Genomic DNA, 21,567 nt, shown 5'->3' on the forward strand with positions numbered 1-21,567 from the left:
ATCAAGTTTTTCAGGTTAAATAAGAAAAGTGAGAGAATTTCTTCCCTCACTCCAATTAATTCTATTTCATTTTTGAGACTTCTTTTTATCCCTATTATTGTCCATCAACACGATTTGACATAGAGCCTTTTATTCTTGATTTTTTAACGCTTCTGCAGCAGCCATTTGTGCTTCAATATCACTGATACTGTACACATTTTCACTTGCTACGCCCACTTCTTTTGGTTCCATGTTACGGTATTTCGCCATACCAGTACCAGCTGGAATGATTTTACCAATGATAACATTTTCTTTCAATCCAAGTAAGTGGTCTTTTTTACCTCTAATTGCAGCATCAGTTAACACACGAGTTGTTTCCTGGAATGATGCAGCAGATAAGAAACTGTTTGTTTCAAGTGAGGCTTTAGTGATACCTAACAAGACTGGACGTCCAGTTGCAGGTGTTCCACCAGAAACAAGTGTATTGTAGTTACGATCTTTAAATTCACTAATATCAACTAGTGTACCTGGTAAGATATCAGAATCACCTGGATCCATAACTCTTACTTTACGTAGCATTTGACGAACCATAACCTCAACGTGTTTATCTCCGATTTCTACCCCTTGCATACGGTAAACTTTTTGTACTTCTTTAAGTAGATAATTTTCAACAGCTAATACATCTTTTACTGTTAATAATTGTTTTGGATCAATTGATCCTTCTGTTAATGGAGTACCACGGTCAATAATATCACCTTCAGCTACTTTCATACGAGAAGTGTAAGGAACAGAGTAAGATCTTGTATCTGTTTGACCTTTAACCACCACTTCTTTTGTACGATCTGCTTGGTCTTCTGTAATTTCAATAACTTCACCAGCAACTTCAGAAATAACGGCTTGTCCTTTAGGATTACGAGCTTCAAAAATCTCTTGGATACGAGGTAAACCTTGAGTGATATCATCTCCGGCAACCCCACCCGTATGGAATGTACGCATGGTTAACTGAGTACCAGGTTCACCAATTGATTGGGCTGCAATTGTACCAACTGCTTCTCCAACTTCAACTTCAGAACCAGTCGCTAAGTTACGACCATAGCAATGTTTACATACACCATGTTTTGTATTACATGTGAAGACTGAACGAATCGTAATTTGTTCAATACCTGCATCAACAATTTGTTTTGCAATATCTTCTGTAATGATTTCATTAGCGCCAACAATTACTTCTTTTGTTTCAGGATGAATCACTGATTTACGAGTGTAACGACCTAGCATACGCTCTTCTAGTGTTTCAATGATTTCATTTCCTTCTTTCATCACTGAAATATCTAAACCACGGTCAGTTCCACAGTCAGTTTCACGAATAATAACATCTTGGGCCACGTCAACTAAACGACGAGTTAAGTAACCTGAATCGGCTGTCTTAAGGGCTGTATCGGTCATACCTTTACGAGCACCGTGAGTCGAGATAAACATTTCTAAGACGGTTAACCCTTCACGGAAGTTAGATACGATAGGTAACTCCATGATACGGCCATTAGGAGCAGCCATAAGTCCACGCATACCGGCTAACTGAGTAAAGTTGGAGATATTACCACGGGCTCCAGAATCACTCATCATAAAGATTGGGTTACGTGCATCTAAACTTTCCATCAGTTTTTCTTGAATAGCATCTTTGGTCGCATTCCAAATACCAATAACTCGTTCATAACGTTCATCATCTGTGATTAAACCACGACGGAATTGTTTTGTTACTTTTTCTACTTGATTATGTGCTTCTTCAATCATTGCTTGTTTTTCATGTAACACAACGATATCGGCAATCCCTACAGTCATACCTGCATAAGTAGAATGTTTGTATCCTAAGTCTTTCATTCTATCTAACATTTTAGATGTTTCAGTAATTTTGAAACGTTTGAAGACTTCGGCAATAATATTACCAAGATTTTTCTTCTTGAATGGTCCAACTTCTGGTTGTTCTTTAATGAATGCTGGAATATCTGCTCCAGCTTCAACAAAGTATTTATCAGGTGTTTGAACAGTCAAGTTATAATCAGTTGGTTCGTTTAAATAAGGGAATTCTGGTGGCATAATCTCATTAAAGATTGCTTTACCAACAGTTGTTGTTAAGATACGTTCACGTTGCCATTCTGTAAATGGTTTTTCAGGCATTGAGCTTGTTTGTAAACCAATACGAGTATGCAAGTGGACACAACCATTTCTCCATGCTAAAACAACTTCGTCTAAATCACGGAAAATCATTCCTTCACCGATTTGTCCTGGCTCTTCCATTGTTAAATAGTAGTTACCAAGGACCATATCTTGAGATGGTGTAACAACTGGTTTACCATCTTTTGGATTAAGGATATTTTGAGCAGCAAGCATTAACATACGTGCTTCAGCTTGTGCTTCTTCATTTAATGGAACGTGAACCGCCATTTGGTCCCCATCGAAATCGGCATTATAAGCCTCACATACTAATGGGTGAAGACGGATTGCGCGTCCTTCAACTAAAACTGGCTCAAACGCTTGGATACCAAGTCTATGTAGAGTCGGTGCTCGGTTAAGTAATACAGGATGTTCTTTAATCACATCTTCTAATACGTCCCAAACAGCGTCTTCTTGACGTTCGATTTGGCGTTTTGCATTTTTAATGTTGCTTGCAATTTCACGTTTAACTAATTCATGCATTACAAATGGTTTGAATAATTCAATTGCCATTTCTTTTGGCAACCCACATTGATACATTTTTAAGAAAGGTCCAACAACGATAACTGAACGACCTGAGTAGTCAACACGTTTACCTAATAAGTTTTGACGGAAACGACCTTGTTTCCCTTTCAACATATGAGATAACGATTTAAGCGGACGATTACCTGGTCCTGTTACTGGACGGCCACGACGACCATTATCGATTAACGCATCTACCGCTTCTTGAAGCATACGTTTTTCGTTTTGAACGATAATTCCTGGTGCATTTAAGTCTAATAAACGTTTCAAACGGTTATTACGGTTAATCACACGGCGGTATAAGTCATTCAAATCACTTGTTGCAAAACGTCCACCTTCTAATTGAACCATTGGACGTAAATCTGGTGGGATAATTGGCACAACGTCCATTACCATCCAGTCAGGATTGTTTCCTGAAGTACGGAATGCTTCTAAAATGTCTAAACGACGAATAGCACGCGTTCTTTTTTGCCCAGATGCTTTTTTCAATTCTTCTTTTAATTCAGCGACTTCTTTTTCTAAATCAACTTGTTCTAATAAACGTTTGATTGCTTCAGCACCCATACCTGCTTTAAACGCTTGACCATATTGTTGACGTTTTTCACGGTATTCACGCTCAGTTAAAAGTTGTTTTAATTCTAAGTTAGTGTCACCTGGATCTGTTACCACATAAGAAGCAAAATAAATGATTTCTTCTAATGCTCTAGGACTCATATCTAATACAAGACCCATACGACTAGGAATTCCTTTAAAATACCAAATATGTGTTACTGGAGCTGCAAGTTCGATATGACCCATACGTTCACGACGAACTTTAGAACGTGTTACCTCAACCCCACAGCGGTCACAAACGATTCCCTTGTAACGGATACGTTTATATTTACCACAAGCACATTCCCAGTCCTTAGTAGGACCGAAAATACGCTCGCAGAAAAGACCATCACGTTCTGGTTTTAAAGTACGGTAGTTTATTGTCTCTGGTTTTTTCACTTCACCATATGACCAGCTCCTAATTTTTTCAGAAGAAGCTAGTCCAATTTGCATACTTTCAAATTTATTTACATCGATCAAAAGATGTCCCTCCGTTTCTTTGTCTATCAGAATAATTCAGCTGGATTATTCTTGGTTTTCTTGTGCATCTTTCAACGATTTTTCTGCTAATGCTTTTTCTTCTTGCTCTTTAGCATATTTTGCTAAAGCATCAACAGTAATCAAATCATCGTCCTCATCATCCATATCACGTAATTCAATCTCTTGATCGTCTGCATCTAATACTCGCATGTCTAATCCTAAAGCTTGTAATTCTTTAACAAGTACGCGGAATGATTCTGGAACACCTGGTTTTTGAATTGGCTCACCTTTAACGATAGATTCGTAAGTTTTCACACGACCAACAACGTCATCTGATTTATATGTCAAGATTTCTTGTAGAGTGTAAGCTGCTCCGTATGCTTCAAGAGCCCAAACTTCCATCTCTCCAAAACGTTGTCCACCAAATTGTGCTTTACCACCAAGTGGTTGTTGTGTAACTAATGAGTAAGGTCCAATAGAACGAGCATGTAACTTGTCATCAACCATGTGAGCAAGTTTCAACATGTACATTACACCTACAGAAATACGGTTATCAAATGGTTCACCAGTACGTCCATCATAAAGAACTGTCTTAGCATCACGAGATAATCCTGCTTCTTCAACTGTACTCCATACATCTTCTTCATTCGCTCCATCAAATACTGGTGTCGCAACATGAATGTTCAATGAGCGAGCAGCCATACCTAAATGTAACTCTAATACTTGTCCAATGTTCATACGAGAAGGTACCCCTAATGGGTTTAACATGATATCAACTGGTGTTCCATCAGGTAAGAATGGCATATCTTCTTCTGGCATAATACGAGATACTACCCCTTTATTACCATGACGTCCGGCCATTTTGTCTCCTTCGTGAATTTTACGTTTTTGAACGATATAAACACGAACCAACATGTTAACGCCTGGAGATAATTCGTCTCCACCTTCACGAGTAAAGATTTTAACATCATGAACAATACCGCCACCACCATGTGGAACACGTAGAGATGTATCACGAACTTCACGAGCTTTTTCTCCGAAGATTGCATGCAATAGACGTTCTTCTGCCGATAATTCTGTTACCCCTTTAGGAGTGACTTTACCAACAAGTAAATCGCCATCTTGAACTTCTGCACCAATACGGATAATACCCATTTCATCTAAGTTTTTAAGAGCATCTTCCCCAACGTTTGGTAACTCACGAGTAATTTCTTCAGGTCCTAATTTTGTGTCACGTGCTTCTGATTCGTATTCTTCAATATGAATAGATGTGTACACATCATCTTTAACTAAACGACGACTCATAATAATCGCATCTTCGTAGTTATAACCTTCCCACGTCATGAATGCTACTAAAACGTTTTGTCCTAATGCCATTTCTCCTTCTTCCATAGAAGAACCATCAGCTAAAGTATCGCCTTTTTCAACGATTTCACCTTTTCTAACGATAGGGCGTTGGTTGTAACTTGTCCCTGCATTTGAACGGTGGAATTTAATCACATTGTATTTATCTAATGCGCCATCGTTACGACGAACACGAACTTCACGGGCATCAACATATTCCACAACACCATCATGTTTACATAAAAGAGCTGCTCCAGAGTCATGCGCTGCTTTGTATTCCATACCAGTCCCAACAAGTGGTGAACGTGGTTGAATTAAAGGAACAGCCTGACGCTGCATGTTCGCACCCATAAGAGCACGGTTAGAGTCATCATTTTCCAAGAAAGGAATACATGATGTCGCTACCGCAACTACCTGTTTAGGAGAAACGTCCATGTAGTCAACTTTATCTACTGAAACTTCCAAGTTTTCACTTTGGATACGAGCCATTACAACATCTTCAGCAAACGTTCCATCGTCATTTAATGGCGAGTTCGCTTGCGCTACCATGTAATGGTCTTCCTCGTCGGCTGTTAAGTAATCAATATGCTCTGTTACTCGTCTTGTTTCACGGTCAACACGACGATATGGTGTTTCAATGAACCCATATTTATTAACTTTCGCATAACTTGACAAACTATTGATTAACCCAATGTTTGGTCCCTCAGGCGTTTCAATCGGACACATACGACCATAATGCGAATAGTGAACGTCACGAACTTCATATCCGGCACGGTCACGTGTTAAACCACCAGGCCCTAAAGCTGATAGACGACGTTTATGTGTTAACTCACCTAATGGATTTGTTTGATCCATGAATTGTGATAACTGAGAAGAACCAAAGAATTCTTTCATTGAAGCCACAACTGGACGAATATTAATCAATTGTTGTGGTGTTAATGTTTCAGTGTCTTGAATAGACATTCTTTCACGAACCACACGTTCCATACGAGATAATCCAATACGGAATTGATTTTGTAATAATTCTCCAACTGAACGAATACGACGGTTTCCTAAATGGTCAATGTCATCCACTTTACCGATATCTTCCATTAAGTTTAAGAAATAACTGATTGTCGCTACAATATCAGCAGGACGAACAGTGCGTACATCTGCATCAAGTTGACCATTACCAATCACGTTAACCACACGTTCTGGGTCTTTTGGAGATAATACTTTAATCACTTGGACAGTCATTGCTTCTGTTACAACACCATCTTCACTAGGATAGTACGTTTCGTTGTTTAAACCATTGTCTAAATGTTTTTCTAATTCATCCATCACTGAATGAGTAATAACTGTTCCTTTTTCTACAAGGATTTCCCCTGTTTCAGGATCAACTAATGTCTCAGCTAATGTTTGATTTAATAAACGTGTTTTCAAGCTAAGTTTTTTATTAATTTTATAGCGACCTACTGCTGCCAAATCATAACGTTTTGGATCAAAGAAACGAGAATTTAATAAGTTTCTTGAACTTTCAGCTGTTTTAGGTTCACCTGGACGAAGTCTTTCATAAACATCTTTCAACGCTTCCTCAGTACGAGAATCGCTTGAATTTTTATGAATATCTTTTTCGATTGTTACCTGTAAGCTTTCACTTTCGCCAAAAATCTCTGTAATAGTTGTATCAGAACCAAAACCTAACGCTCTAACTAAAACAGTTAAAGGAATCTTTCTAGTTCTATCAATACGAGCATAAGATAAGTTTTTTGCGTCTGTTTCAAGCTCTAACCATGCTCCACGGTTAGGAATAACAGTTGTCCCAAATCCCTCATGTCCATTTTTTTCTTTCTTCTCATTGAAATAAACTCCGGGTGATCTTACTAACTGTGATACCACTACACGCTCAGCACCATTGATAATAAATGTTCCCATCTCTGTCATTAATGGGAAATCGCCAAAGAACACTTCTTGTGACTTGATTTCTCCAGTCACTTGATTATCCAAACGCAATGTTACGTGGATAGGAGCTGAGTAGTTAGCATCATGCGCGCGAGCTTCCTCAACTGTATACTTTGGTTCTTTCATTTCATAATCGACAAATTCTAATGATAACTTGTCACTAAAGTCTGTAATTGGCATAATGTCTTCAAACATTTCGCGCAAACCTTCATCTAAAAACCACTTATAAGAATCAGTTTGAATTTCAATTAAGTTTGGCAATTCTAGTACTTCACTAATCCTAGAATAGCTACGTCTTTCTCGGTGTTTTCCGTATTTAACTACGTGTCCAACCAAATTAGTCACCCCTCTGAGTTTTTTCAAAAATACCTTATGTTACAAATGTTAAAAACACATAACAATTTCATTACTTATCTGTTTTAAAGTAAAAAAAAACCAAAAATAGACGGTGAACATATCTCGATATGGTCGATCTATCTTTGTTTTCCTATAAAATAAAGGCTAATGGACAATATTTCATCGCCTTTTACATTCAAAACATAAAGGTTTCTGCAACTAATCATTTTAGCCTAAATCAATGCAAATGTCAACAGAATACCAAATAAAAAAAGCTAGAATTTCTTCTAGCCTCTCCCCCATAAAACAATCCATCATAACAAACTAACCCGTACTATATTTTTCCCCTACAAAAAATACCTACATGAGTTAATTAATCTGGACTGGCGTTCCAGCGCGTTATCTAAATTTATTCCCCTTTATAAACATTAGATAAGCTATTAAATGTTATCTTGTTTTCATTATATTTGAACCATGTACTTGTATGCCCTTACCCATACTTGTATAGTGTCTTAAACACTTGTTCGTTCTTATAGACATAAATAATCAATAAGTTTTATAATAAACCATCACTAAACGGAACCGCAATTTTATTATAATGATTTTCTATGCTTTTTTTATCCCACTTTTTTCCTATGCATATGCAAACCGTTCGTTTAATCATTTTTGAATACCATTTCTTACAACTTAACGTTCGTGTTTTAGTTTATATTTTATAACTTTTAAAAATATAGTATCCTTTTGAACTTGTTACTACTTCTACTTGTCCAAAGACTTCTTCCATTTTTTTCTTTGCACTTGGCGCTCCTTGTTTCTTCTGAATAACAATCGTTAAGGTACCATTTTGTTTTAAATGTTCCTTCGCTCCTTCAATGATACTATGAACAATTTTTTTCCCAGCTCGTATTGGAGGATTACTAACAACTGCTGCAAAATCTTTTTTTGTTACGTTATCGTATACGCTTGATTCATATACTTCGATATTTTCAATTTTATTTAACTCAGCATTTTCTTTAGCTAAATCCATTGCTCTTTCATTCACATCCACCATGTGAACAAGACGTTTAGTCGAATCAGCTAGAGATAAGCCAATCGGGCCGTAGCCACAACCAACATCTAAAATTGCCCCTTCAGGTAAATCCACATCCGAGAAAGCTTCTATTAAGACACGTGAACCAAAATCCACTGTATCTCTTGAAAAAACATTACTATCAGTTATAAATTGATATGTTTTTCCTAATAATGGGTATGTCCATGTTTTTCTATCATGAGCTGTTTCTGGTTTGTTTGTATAATAATGGGCACTCATTTTTCACACTCTTTCTTTAATTTTTTCTACTATTAATCTTGCTAACAAATCATAACCATCATCTGAAAAATGAAGTCCATCTGTTTCTAAAAAACGAGTTGGAGAGTCTGAGGCAATCATTTCTTCTAATATATCTACATAACTAATACTAAATGATTTTGCTACACGTTGTGCTGCATTATTGTATTGCATTAAATCAACTAAAGGCCGTTCATCATGATACATCATTTGATGAGCATATGGCGGACCAATTAATACAACTTTTTTTGCACCGATTTGTTCTATTAAGTAAGCCAAATTTTCTTCATACTGAATAACTGAAATACCTGAAAGTTTTGCAGCGTCATTTGCACCAAAAAAGATGGTCACAATATCTGGTTCATATGACACAACATGATCTTGAAACCGACTCAATGCTCCTTTAGTTGTGTCTCCTGGTATCCCAGCATTAATAATCTCCACTTTAGTATTAAGTAAGTGTTCAATTTTAGTGTTTAAAATAGTATCAATTTCACCATTTCTATAGCCTGCAGTGATACTATCTCCAAATAATATGATTTTTTTCATCTTTCAAACCTCATTTCCTTATCTTAGCGTTTATCTATGATATAATCAGTTAGACTTTATAATATCATACCACGAAAAAAGGAGTTTTTAACGTGTTTGTACCACTACCTAATGAAAAAAAATGCAAAGATTCTTATGCTATCCAAACACATCGCGTTTTTCCAAATGATCTTAACTCGTTTGGTGCGCTATTTGGAGGAAAACTAATGGCTTTAATTGATGATACGGCCTCTATTGCTGTATCTCGTCATTGTCGTATTCCAACGATGACTGCCTCAACAGATAGTTTGGACTTTTTACATCCTATCTATGAAAATGATGCTGTAACTGTAGAAGCTTATGTTTCAGGTACAGGAAAAAAATCGATGGAAGTTTTTGTCAAAGTCACTGGAGAGGTTTTAGATACTGGACAACATTATTTAGCTGCAACATGTTTTATGACGTTTGTTGTCGTGAAAACTGATGAAACATTTACTAGTGTGCCAACTATTATTCCAGAGTCAGTCGAAGAAAAAATGATTCATAAAGGATACAAAAAAAGACGTGAAAACAGACTAAGAGAATTGTCATTTAATAAAGAATTAGGTCGATACATCTCTCAACAATTACCTAATCTGATTGAAGATGATAAGTAGAGGGCACTGTTTATGGATGAAAAAACAAATTTTTATCATTTAACTCGTGATGAGTGGCAAGGTTTTTATCGTAATGGAACAGCTCCTTTAACAGATGAGGAGCTACAACAAATTAAAAGTTATAATGATACAATTTCCCTTCAAGACGTACAAGATATTTATATTCCGCTCACTCATTTAATCAATATCTATATGAAAGAATATGAGTCTCTTCATCTTAGTAAGGGATTATTCATGCAAAAATTTCTACCTCCCTCTCCTTTTATTATTGGAGTAGCTGGTAGTGTGGCTGTTGGGAAAAGCACGACAGCTCGTTTGCTACAAATGATGCTCTCTCGTATATTTAAACGACGTCATGTTCAACTCATTACAACGGATGGTTTTTTATACTCAACGGATGAATTAATCCAGCGAGGCATTTTAAATAAAAAAGGATTTCCTGAAAGTTATGACATGGAAAAATTATTATCGTTTTTAAATGCCGTTAAAAATGGTGGAGATAATTTAAAAATTCCAATCTATTCTCATGAAGTTTATGATATTATTCCAGGAGAATTTGAAACAATTTCGCAACCAGATATCTTGATAGTTGAAGGGATTAACGTCCTACAATTACCAGCTAACCAACACATTTATATCAGTGATTTCTTTGACTTTTCGGTGTATGTTGATGCTGATCCAAAACTCATTGAAAGTTGGTATTTAAAACGCTTTGAAGATTTATTGGTTCTTGCAAAAAATGATAAAACTAATTATTATTATGAATATGCTAATGGTTCGCGTGAAGATGCATTAGCAATGGCTCGTCGTGTGTGGAAAGATGTCAATCTAAAAAACCTCAATGAGTTCATTTTGCCAACTCGTAGCCGTGCCGATGTTATTTTGCATAAAGCACAAAATCACGAGATTGATGAAATCTATTTACGTAAGTTTTAATAAAATTAATATATAGAAAGAAAAGGTGAAGTAAGTGACGAAAGTATCTGAACTTAAAGATATGGAAAAGATTATAGTGTTAGATTTTGGTAGCCAGTACAATCAATTAATTACGCGACGTATTCGCGAATTGGGAGTATTCTCAGAATTATTGAGCCACAAAATTACTGCAGCAGAAATCAAAGAAATTGCTCCTAAGGGGATTGTTTTCTCTGGTGGACCAAACAGTGTGTATGATGATGGTAGTTTCCAAATTGATCCAGAAATATTTGAATTAGGAATTCCTATTTTAGGTATTTGTTATGGGATGCAATTAATGACACATAAATTAGGCGGAGTTGTGTCTGAAGCTGATAGCCGTGAATACGGTAAAGCAATGTTATCTTTAACAACTGAATCAACATTATTTGATTCTCTACCAAAAGAACAACAAGTTTGGATGAGTCATGGTGACTTAGTAACAGAAGTACCTGAAGGATTTACTGTTACTGCTACAAGTGAAAACTGTCCAATCTCTGCTATGGAAAACCATGCGAAAAAAATGTATGCTGTGCAATTCCATCCAGAAGTTCGTCATTCAATCAATGGTAATGACATGCTACGTCAATTTGCTTTTGACATTTGTGGCTGTAAAGGTGATTGGTCAATGGACAGCTTTATCGACATCGAAATCGCTAAAATCCGCGAACAAGTTGGAGACAAAAAAGTCTTACTTGCTTTATCAGGTGGGGTTGACTCAAGTGTTGTTGGAGTTTTACTACAACGCGCGATTGGTGACCAATTAACTTGTATCTTTGTTGACCATGGTTTATTACGTAAAGGTGAAGCAGACCAAGTAATGGAAAGTTTAGGCGGAAAATTTGGCTTAAACATCATTAAAGTGGATGCTAAAGATCGTTTCTTAGATAAATTAAAAGGTGTATCTGATCCTGAACAAAAACGTAAAATCATTGGTAATGAGTTTATCTACTTATTTGATGATGAAGCAGCGAAACTTGATGGGATTGAATTCTTAGCTCAAGGAACACTTTATACAGACGTTATCGAAAGTGGAACTGATACAGCTGAAGTTATCAAATCACATCATAACGTTGGTGGACTTCCTGAAGACATGGCGTTCAAATTAATTGAACCATTAAACACATTATTTAAAGATGAAGTTCGTGCATTAGGTACTGAACTTGATATGCCAGACTCAATCGTATGGCGTCAACCATTCCCAGGACCTGGATTAGGTATCCGTGTCTTAGGTGAAATCACTGAAGAAAAATTAGAAATTGTCCGTGAAAGTGACGCTATCCTACGCGAAGAAATCGCAAAAGCCGGTTTAGATCGTGACATTTGGCAATACTTTACTGTTTTACCAGGTATCCGTTCTGTTGGGGTTATGGGAGACGGTCGTACTTATGACTACACTATCGGTATCCGTGCGATTACATCAATCGACGGAATGACTGCTGACTTTGCTCGTATTGATTGGGACCTATTACAAAAAATCTCAGTTCGTATCGTAAACGAAGTCGATCACGTTAACCGTATCGTGTACGATATTACAAGTAAACCACCTGCAACTGTAGAGTGGGAATAACAGAAAAGAGCTTAGAAACCTTTATCTATAAAGGTTCTAGGCTCTATTTTTTTTTAACCAATCAATACTTTTCCTTATTATTAATTATCCAAAATTCTATCAAACTTTGAGTCAATCATTTTTATAATATCTTCATTTCTCCAACTTAATGATAATCTTTCTAACTTGTTATTTTCATATAATAAAATTTCACCTGATCCCAATTGCTCATAATATGGTTTTTGGTTTAAAGGAGTAACTGTAAATGTATCAATTCCCACTATTTCGATTTTGGAATTTTTAACGATGTTTACATTTTTTTGTGGTGTATGTCCAACAATTTGTTTAGGATAATCAAGATTAGGAAACCTTGTTAATTCTTCAAAGTCTGCCCACAAAGGACTTCCAGAAATATATTTTCCACCTCTATAAATTCCTACATGATTGCTCAACCAAGCTACTTTTTCGATACTTTTTTTAGAAATTTTCTCTAAATGCCACGCTTCTAGTCTATAATCCTCTGTATAACCTGCGTGACTTACAAGATAATTTCCCAATTCATAAGATACTTGTAATCCTAGCTTCATTAACTGCTCTCTAATTTTCATAAAGTAATCAGGATTTTTTAAAGAATAAATTTTAGGACTAGAAATCAAATAATCCGAATCGTGATTTCCTAGTAACATGATTACCTCGACACCATTATTTCCTAGCCTTTTCTTAAAATCTAACAAATAAGCTAATTCATCCATATACAACTTTATGTTTTCTGTTTGATTATATGCATCAGTATAATCTCCTAATAAAATCAATTGTTCACAATTAAATTCTTTCAATTTTTTTTCGGCCATTGGCAAAATAATTTGTGCGGTCAAGTGTAAATCCCCAACTAAGATAGTCCTCATACTATTCTCTCATTTCATATCAACTATTAGACAAATAAACGATTTATACATAAACATAGATTACTCTAGATTTCCCTATTCGTCCATTAGTTCAATAGTAGTATTTTGTGTATAAAATTTCCCAATACCTCAATTTTAGGAAAATATAAAGAACTAGCTTTCTTTTCATTAAATTCTCCAATATAACCAAGATGTTTTAAAATGTAATAGCCAATAGATGGACTTCGACTAATTCCTTGCTCACAATGAAGAACAAAAAATTTATCATATTCTATTCTGTTAGTCTATTGCCCCCCAACTGGTATATTTCGGTCAATTTAATCAGCAATAAACCTTTTAATTAAACAATAAGCATCAACTAAATAACTAAAAAGATGATAGATTTGATAATAGTCTCAAATCCACCACCTTATAAATTCTAAATAATTAACCTAGATCCTCACCATTTGTTGCAATGACTTGTTTGTACCAATCAAATGATTTTTTCTTAGAACGATTTAATGTTCCATTTCCTTCATCATCTAAATCAACATAGATAAAACCATAACGTTTACTCATTTCACCTGTTGAAGCTGATACTAAATCAATACAGCCCCAAGGAGTGTATCCCATAACGTCTACACCATCTTCAAGTGCTCGGCCAATTGCTTCAATGTGATCTCTTAAATATGAAATACGGTAATCATCCTCTACATATCCATTTTCATCTACTTCATCATGAGCACCTAAGCCATTTTCAACAATAAATAATGGAACATTGTATCTGTTATATAGATTGTTCATTGCGATACGTAGGCCTTCTGGATCTATTTGCCATCCCCAGTCACTTTGTTTTAAGAATGGATTTCTAACACCCCCCATTAAGTTTCCACCAACAGTTTCAGGTGTTTCTTGAGTCACATCAATAACAGCTGACATATAGTAACTGAAGCCAATATAGTCTACAGTATTAGTTTCTAGCAATGCTAAGTCTCCTTCTGCTATTTCTAGATCAGAGAAGTTAACCCCTTTACTTGAAAGGAATCGCTTAGTGTAAGCTGGGTATTTACCTCTTACTTGTACATCAGCACAGTAGTAATTAAATTCTTGATTTTCAATAATTGTCGCCATTTCATTAATTGGATTAGAGTCCATACTATAAGTTGTTCCATAAATAATCATACAACCTACTTGTAATTCAGGATTTAAAGCATGAGCAAATTGAACTGCTTTTGCACTAGCTACAAATTGATTGTGCCAAGCTTGAGCTACATTTGTATAGTCTTTTGCACCATTTGATTTAACTAACCCTTGACTTAAAGCTGGTACATGACTTGCAGAATTAATCTCATTAAATGTCATCCAATATTTTACTTTATTATGATATCGAGATAACACTGTTTCTGCATATCTTTCGTAAAAATTAATTAACTCACGATTTTTCCATCCACCATATTTTTTTGCTAAATTTAATGGCATTTCATAATGTGAAATAGTCACAACTGGTTCAATACCATGTTTCAAACACTCATCAATCACTTGATCATAAAATTTTAACCCTGCTTCATTAGGCTCTAATTCATCACCTTGAGGGAAAATACGAGACCATGCAATAGAGAATCGGTAACATTTAAACCCCATTTCTCCAAATAATGCAATGTCTTCTTTAAAATGATCATAGTGTTCAATCCCTCGATGATTTGGGTAAATTCGTGCATCAGCTAATTCCCAATTAAATTCTTCGCTTGTTAAGATTTTAAATCGATCTTTTCCTCCTGGCATCACATCCGCTACAGATAGCCCTTTTCCATCTCTGTCAAATGCCCCTTCTAATTGGTTGGCAGCTGTTGCGCCACCCCATAAAAAACTCTCTGGAAATTTAATCATAAAATAATCTCTCCTATCTATTTTTTGTTTAAAAATACGATTAATTAGTTATTATGAATACATTGATTGTACTACTAATTAATTTTCATCATCTCACTATTCATATCTACTTTTTTTATTTTCTAATAACATATAAATCATACCTTTATTAAAAAGTGATATCAACAATTAATCCTCATTTTAAACAAAAAAATCCTCTGACTTTTTGCCAGAGGATTCAATCATTCATTTAAACGCCTTCGTAAGCGTCCACTATAATTTGTTTCAATTCACTTACTAACGGTTCTTTTGGATTTGCTGTTGTACATTGATCTTCAAAGGCTAATTCTGCCATATTATCAACAGTTGAATCTAACGCGTCTTGTGTTACCCCTTGTGATTTCAGACTCATATCAATGCCAACACTCTTACCTAAGTCAATAATTGCTTGAATTAAACTATCAACTAATTCTTGTGTAGTATTTCCTTTAAGTCCTAAAATACGAGCAATGTCTGCATAATCTTCATCTGCTTTAAAGTATTCATATTTAGGGAATGCTGCATGTTTTACTGGTTTTGTCGCATTGTATTTTACAATGTGTGGTAATAAAATCGCGTTTGTACGACCATGTGGAATGTTATATTCTCCACCAATTTTATGAGCAATTGAATGACAAATTCCTAAGAATGCATTGGCAAATGCCATCCCTGCTAGCGCTGAAGCATTATGCATTTTTTCTCTTGCGTCGAAGTCTTGTGTTTTAACAGATGTTTCTAAGTTTTCAAAGACTAGTTTAATGGCTTCAATACTTAATCCGCGAGAATAATCTGATGCCATAACTGACACATATGATTCTAACGCATGAGTTAACACGTCCATTCCTGTATCTGCTGCGATTGCTTTTGGCACAGATGTTACAAATTGTGGATCAATAATTGCCACATCTGGAGTTAAAGCATAGTCTGCTAATGGGTATTTCACGTGAGTTTCACTGTCAGTAATAACCGCAAATGGTGTTACTTCTGCACCAGTACCTGATGTTGTTGGAATACAGACTAATTGTGATTTAACTGCTTTAGGGAATTTATAAATACGTTTACGAATATCTAAGAATTTTTGTTTTGCACCAAAGAATTCTGCTTCTGGATGCTCATAGAATAGCCACATACCTTTAGCTGCATCAATCGCTGACCCACCACCTAGAGCGATGATTGTATCTGGTTGGAAATCAACAATTTGTTCTGTACCTTTATAAACAGTATTTGTTGAAGGATTTGGCTCAACTTCAGAGAAAATTCTTACTGAAACATCATTATCACGTGTATTTAACATACGTGTCACTAAATCTGCATAACCTAATTTCACCATACCTGGGTCACAAACTAAGAACACTCGCTCAACATTATCCATAGCGCGTAGGTATTGTAATGAATTTTTCTCAAAGAATATTCTTGAAGGTAATCTGAACCATTGCATATTTTTTCTCCTTCTTGCGATTGTTTTGACATTAATTAAGTTAACGGCTGACACGTTACGTGATGTGGAATTTTTACCTTGAGATCCACAACCTAAAGTTAATGATGGAATCATTTCATTATAAATATCTCCAATACCACCTAATGCTGCTGGTGAATTAACTAAGATACGGTTGGCTCTCATACGCATACCAAAGGCTAATTCAACATCTAAGTTAGTTGTATGAATACTTGCTGTATGACCTAAACCAAACTCCAACATATTCTCACATAAAACAAACGCATCTTCTTGAGATTTTGCTTTTACCATGGCTAAAACTGGTGATAATTTTTCTAATGATAATGGATATTTTGCACCCGTTCCTTCTAGTTCGGCAATCAACACTTGTGTTTTTTCTGGCACTTTAATACCTGCAAGCTGTGCTATCTCAGTTGCTGGTTTCCCAACAATTGCAGCATTAACAGCTGTTTTTGTTTCATTCATTACGACATCTTCTAATTGTGATAATTCGCTTGGTTTAACAAAATAAACATAGTGACGTTTAAATTCTTCTTTTACTTCATTATAGATTTCTTTATCAACTATCACACCTTGTTCTGTTGCGCAAATCATTCCATTATCAAATGATTTTGATAAAACTAAATCTTGAACTGAACGGCGGATGTTAGCTGTTTTTTCTAAATAAGCTGGTGTGTTACCTGGTCCAACTCCTAATGCTGGTTTTCCAGTTGAATAAGCAGCCTTCACCATACCACTACCACCTGTTGCTAACACAATAGCCACATCTAGATGATTCATTAAAGCATTTGTTCCTTCTAATGAAGGTGTATCAATCCATTGAATACAGTTTTCAGGAGCTCCTGCTGCTATCGCCGCATCTCTTACAACAGTTGCTGCCGCTGCTGAAGATTTTTGTGCACTTGGATGGAAAGCAAAGACGATTGGATTTCGTGTTTTAATAGCAATTAATGATTTAAAGATAGTTGTAGAGGTTGGATTCGTTGTTGGTGTCACACCACAAATAATACCGACTGGTTCGGCAATTTCAATTAGTTCAGATTGTAAATCCTCTGAAATCACACCAACTGTTTTATCATCTTTGATGTCGTTCCAAATACTTTCTGAAGCAAACATGTTTTTGATGGCTTTATCTTCAAAAACACCTCTACCTGTTTCTTCCACAGCTAATTTAGCTAAAGGCATATGTTGATCCATTGCTGCAATTGCCATTTTTTGAACGATTGTATCGACTTTTTCTTGGTCAAAAGCCATCATCTCTTTCAAAGCAACTTTAGCATTACCTACTAACTTATCTACTTGAGTAATAATTGTATTCTCTGTCTTTTTTTCAGAAACCATGAATCTTCCTCCTATCATTTGTTTGCGCTTTCATTTGCATTTATAGTATATTAAATTTCACAAAGATGTAGGTAGGACTTTTTTAAGATGTTTTTGGATTTTTTTCTGTTTATTAATTAAACACCCTGTCTTTATATGATATACTAAACTAAACAGTCACTTTTTTTATTTTCACCACCAGTCAGTTTGTGAATTTTTGCATTAAAGGAGTGTTATTTATGTGCTATATGATGATTGTTACAACTAACGAGCAAGTCAATGACCAGATAAAAAAATTAGTAAATACCTATTTTATTAACGTCTTTTTACTACCTGATTCCACCTCTTATGACGATGCCATCTGTGTTACTAATAACTACTTTCCCGAAATTATTCTCTTAGATATTTCTCTAAAAGATACCAATCCATTCGATTTACAAAAAAAATTACAAGCTATCCGTCCAAATTGTCGTTTTATCACTATCGACCATGAAGAAAATTTTTCTCATATCAAACAGTCCATGCAATTAGGTTCTCTTGACTATTTAACCTTTCCATTTAACGAACAAGAAATACTTGAATCCATCCACCGAGCGATTATTTCATTAAATCAAGTCTCTTTACTTGGTAAATCAACCAAAGATAGAGTCTCTACAAATAATGATATGACCTATTCTATGATTGATTATATTCATTCAAACTACCATACTCAATTAACACTTGAGAAGTTAGCTGATTACTTACATCTAAATAAATATTATGTGTCAGGTTTATTTAAAAAAGAAACGGGTATGACGTTTAATCATTATTTAACCGAATATCGCATTGAGCAAGCAAAAATTCTATTAAAAGAATCAAATGACTTATTGGCAGATATTAGTCAGCAAGTAGGTTATAATGACCCTGCTTATTTTAGTCGCATCTTTAAAAAGAAAACGACTATGTCACCCATTAGCTATCGCCAATTACATTACGGGGACACTAGACCTGTTGTCTCTATGATGAATTAAAAGAACACCTTATCTACTAAAAATATAGATAAGGTGTTCTATTTAATTTTGTCCGTAGTATGCGCCAGCACCATGTTTTCTAAAATAATGTTTATCTAATAAATATTGCGGAATTGTTGATATATGAGCATTCACCATTTCAGTTTCCCTAGCCATTGTGCAAACTTCATCTAAAATCAGACTGTTTTCAACTGCTTTTTTGGGTGTTGCTCCCCAAGTGAATGGTCCATGACCATAAACTAGTACAGCCGGTACTTCATTTGGTGAAAGGTTTCTTTCCTTAAATGTTTCAACAATAACATTTCCTGTATTTTCTTCGTAAGCTTCTTCTACTTCTTTATCTGTTAGTTGGCGAGTGCAAGGGACATTCCCATAAAATGTGTCCGCATGAGTTGTACCATATGCTGGTAAATCACGCCCTGCCTGTGCCCACATGACTGAATTAGTTGAGTGTGTATGTACAACTGCTGAAATTTCTGGCATTTCTCGGTATAATACCACATGAGTTGGTAAATCAGATGACGGTTTTAATGACTCTTTTTCTAACAGCTTGCCATCTAAATCTGTTACTACCATTTGATCTGCCGTCATCTCTTTATAGTCAACACCACTTGGCTTAATGACAATCACGCCTAACTCTCTATTCACTTCACTGACATTGCCCCAAGTTAGCTTTACTAACTCTAAATCAGGCAATTGAAGATTTGCTTCATAAACACGTTGTTTCATTTCTTTAATTAGTTGATTATTCAATGTCATAACCTGCCTTTTTTAAGATAGGATATAAATATTCTTTAGCTTTCATGATTTCTTTTTCATAATCATCACTCGATTCACTCCACATTTCAATTAAGAATGTTCCATCATATTCCAAACGTTTTAAGCATTTTAATAATCCTAAAAAATCTACACACCCATCGCCAAAAGGAACATCTCTAAATTGACCAGGAAACGTATCTGTCACCTCGTAAGTATCCTTTAAATGAATAGACGTTATATAATCTATCCCTTTTTCTAGCTCAACTGATGGAGAATTTTCAGGCCATGCTGACAGATTCCCTAAATCTGGATAAACTTGTAAATAAGGTGAATGAATTTGTTCTTTGATTTCAATGAATTTTGAAATAGAACTCATAAAAGGATCATCCATAATTTCAATAGATAACACAACACCATATTGTGAGGCTAAAGAAACGGCTTCTTTTAATCCTTCAATAAATAATTCTCGTGATTCAATCGTTTTATCTTCATAATAAACATCATAACCTGCTACCTGAATCACTTTTATGCTCAATTTGTGAGCTAAATGAATGGCTTTTACCATCATTTCTTTTGCCATCTTTTGATTTTCTTGATTAGCGGAACCGTACGCAAATCGTCTATGTCCACTCAAACAAATTGAATTGATTCGTGTACCAGATTTAAACATACTTTCTCTCAACCTATCAATTTCATCATCTGTCCAATCAAGACGGGCTAAACGTTCATCCGTTTCATCTATTGACATTTCAATGAAGTCAAAACCAAGCTCTTTAACGATAGTAAAACGTTCATCCCATGAAATGTTTTTAGGTAAAGCTTTTTCATAAATACCTATTTGAGCCATTCAACCTACCCCCAAATACGTTTGATTTCGTCTTTAAACTCTTGAGCTGCCTGTTTAGGATTCTCAGCTGCCGAAATTCCTCGACCTGCAATAAAGTTATACACATTTATTCCTTCAAATAATTTTAATGTATCCACATTTAATCCACCTGTCACAGATACATCAAATCCCATATCAATCAATTTTTTTACTTTAGTCAAGTCTTTTTCGCCCCATGTTTCACCTGAAAGCAGTGCATCACGACTTTGATGGTAGATAGCTTGTTTAATCCCAATATCTCGCCATTGTTGCGCTTGTTCATAAGTCCAATCACCATATAACTCAACTTGTAATTCTTTTACCTCTTTTTGAGCAGCTTGCATAGTGGGAATCGTCGCACAACAGATAACTGTCATGAAATCGGCTCCAGCATCTGAAACGTTTTTCGCTACCGTACCACCAGCATCTGCACATTTGGTATCAGCTACTATAATTTTGTCTGGGTACATACTTCTAATACAACTAATGGCTTTGCTACCTTCTTGAAGACAGAGGATTGTTCCGACTTCAATAATATCTACCACGTCACCCACATTAAAAACATCCGCTAATGCTCCTTCTAAATCATTGTGATCTAGAGCAATTTGTAATTTTGGTAATGTCATATTAATAGCTCCTTATTTTCTATTTTTATAAAGATCCGTTTCAGCAAATTTTTCACCAATCTCTTTTGCTGACATCACATTTTTAATCCCAATTACTGTCACACCTTTTTTCTGTGCTTGTTCAAACATATTTAAAAAGTTTACTGGTGTAAACACCACATCATATTGACTTGCTGAACTTTTCCCTTCTGAAATAGAGCAGTGATGAATTTTGGTAATAGGGATACTCAATTCTTTCATCGCTTTTTCCACACTTCTCATCATCATTAAACTAGTTCCTGATCCATTTGCGCAAGATACTAAAATTCTCATTGTAAAACCCTCCGT

The 21,567-nt window shown here is 35.4% G+C and carries 15 protein-coding genes; 4 read left to right on the forward strand and 11 right to left on the reverse strand.

Annotated elements, in window-relative coordinates; all coding sequences use genetic code 11:
* Window positions 1-129: 129 nt before the first annotated feature.
* The 4 genes from rpoC to CBF36_RS05620 all read right to left on the reverse strand — a co-directional run bounded on the left by rpoC (window position 130) and on the right by CBF36_RS05620 (window position 9,277).
* On the reverse strand, window positions 130-3,780 hold the full coding sequence (gene rpoC / locus CBF36_RS05605; RefSeq protein WP_125957357.1) for a DNA-directed RNA polymerase subunit beta': 3,651 nt from the start codon (window positions 3,778-3,780) through the stop codon (window positions 130-132).
* A 45-nt stretch (window positions 3,781-3,825) separates the two neighbouring features.
* Window positions 3,826-7,401: a DNA-directed RNA polymerase subunit beta gene (gene rpoB, locus CBF36_RS05610; protein WP_165865392.1), complete on the reverse strand. Its 3,576-nt coding sequence runs from the start codon at window positions 7,399-7,401 to the stop codon at window positions 3,826-3,828.
* A 706-nt stretch (window positions 7,402-8,107) separates the two neighbouring features.
* A complete protein-coding gene (locus tag CBF36_RS05615) occupies window positions 8,108-8,710 on the reverse strand; it encodes a class I SAM-dependent methyltransferase (protein ID WP_125957360.1) in 603 nt (200 codons plus the stop codon).
* Window positions 8,711-8,713: 3 nt separating this feature from the next.
* Entirely contained in the window at window positions 8,714-9,277 is a 564-nt protein-coding gene (locus tag CBF36_RS05620; RefSeq protein ID WP_125957361.1) for an SGNH/GDSL hydrolase family protein, read from the reverse strand.
* 92 nt (window positions 9,278-9,369) lie between these two features.
* On the opposite strand from CBF36_RS05620, the gene CBF36_RS05625 reads away from it, so the two are divergent.
* The 3 genes from CBF36_RS05625 (at window position 9,370) to guaA (ending at window position 12,436) form a co-directional block, all read left to right on the forward strand.
* Window positions 9,370-9,912, forward strand: coding sequence for an acyl-CoA thioesterase (locus tag CBF36_RS05625; RefSeq protein ID WP_125957362.1), 543 nt, complete (start codon window positions 9,370-9,372; stop codon window positions 9,910-9,912).
* A gap of 12 nt (window positions 9,913-9,924) precedes the next feature.
* Window positions 9,925-10,848, forward strand: coding sequence for a type I pantothenate kinase (gene coaA, locus CBF36_RS05630; RefSeq protein WP_125957364.1), 924 nt, complete (start codon window positions 9,925-9,927; stop codon window positions 10,846-10,848).
* A gap of 61 nt (window positions 10,849-10,909) precedes the next feature.
* A complete protein-coding gene (guaA, locus tag CBF36_RS05635; protein WP_165865395.1) occupies window positions 10,910-12,436 on the forward strand; it encodes a glutamine-hydrolyzing GMP synthase in 1,527 nt (508 codons plus the stop codon).
* A gap of 80 nt (window positions 12,437-12,516) precedes the next feature.
* On the opposite strand, the gene CBF36_RS05640 is transcribed toward guaA, so the two are convergent.
* From CBF36_RS05640 to adhE, 3 genes are all read right to left on the reverse strand, one after another.
* On the reverse strand, window positions 12,517-13,320 hold the full coding sequence (locus CBF36_RS05640) for a metallophosphoesterase family protein (RefSeq protein ID WP_125957368.1): 804 nt from the start codon (window positions 13,318-13,320) through the stop codon (window positions 12,517-12,519).
* 426 nt (window positions 13,321-13,746) lie between these two features.
* Entirely contained in the window at window positions 13,747-15,186 is a 1,440-nt protein-coding gene (locus CBF36_RS05650) for a glycoside hydrolase family 1 protein (RefSeq protein WP_125957370.1), read from the reverse strand.
* 229 nt (window positions 15,187-15,415) lie between these two features.
* Window positions 15,416-18,001 (reverse strand): bifunctional acetaldehyde-CoA/alcohol dehydrogenase, encoded by a 2,586-nt coding sequence (gene adhE / locus CBF36_RS05655; protein ID WP_125957372.1) that lies wholly within the window; start codon window positions 17,999-18,001, stop codon window positions 15,416-15,418.
* Between the two features lie 218 nt (window positions 18,002-18,219).
* On the opposite strand from adhE, the gene CBF36_RS05660 reads away from it, so the two are divergent.
* Complete coding sequence (locus CBF36_RS05660; protein WP_125957373.1) at window positions 18,220-18,990, forward strand: helix-turn-helix domain-containing protein; 771 nt, start codon at window positions 18,220-18,222, stop codon at window positions 18,988-18,990.
* A 42-nt stretch (window positions 18,991-19,032) separates the two neighbouring features.
* Here CBF36_RS05660 and CBF36_RS05665 read toward each other — a convergent pair whose 3' ends face one another.
* The 4 genes from CBF36_RS05665 to CBF36_RS05680 are packed head-to-tail and all read right to left on the reverse strand — an operon-like array spanning window position 19,033 to window position 21,552.
* Window positions 19,033-19,749, reverse strand: a complete 717-nt coding sequence (locus CBF36_RS05665) for an L-ribulose-5-phosphate 4-epimerase (protein WP_125957375.1) — start codon at window positions 19,747-19,749, stop codon at window positions 19,033-19,035.
* Window positions 19,736-20,596 (reverse strand): L-ribulose-5-phosphate 3-epimerase, encoded by an 861-nt coding sequence (locus CBF36_RS05670; protein WP_125957377.1) that lies wholly within the window; start codon window positions 20,594-20,596, stop codon window positions 19,736-19,738. The genes CBF36_RS05665 and CBF36_RS05670 overlap by 14 nt, the downstream gene beginning before the upstream one ends.
* Before the next feature lie 5 nt (window positions 20,597-20,601).
* Entirely contained in the window at window positions 20,602-21,240 is a 639-nt protein-coding gene (locus CBF36_RS05675; protein WP_125957378.1) for a 3-keto-L-gulonate-6-phosphate decarboxylase UlaD, read from the reverse strand.
* Window positions 21,241-21,252: 12 nt separating this feature from the next.
* On the reverse strand, window positions 21,253-21,552 hold the full coding sequence (locus CBF36_RS05680; RefSeq protein ID WP_125957380.1) for a PTS sugar transporter subunit IIB: 300 nt from the start codon (window positions 21,550-21,552) through the stop codon (window positions 21,253-21,255).
* Window positions 21,553-21,567: the final 15 nt, after the last annotated feature.

Origin of the sequence: Vagococcus bubulae, from assembly GCF_003950315.1 — a bacterium.
In the GTDB taxonomy this organism is placed as follows: domain Bacteria; phylum Bacillota; class Bacilli; order Lactobacillales; family Vagococcaceae; genus Vagococcus; species Vagococcus bubulae.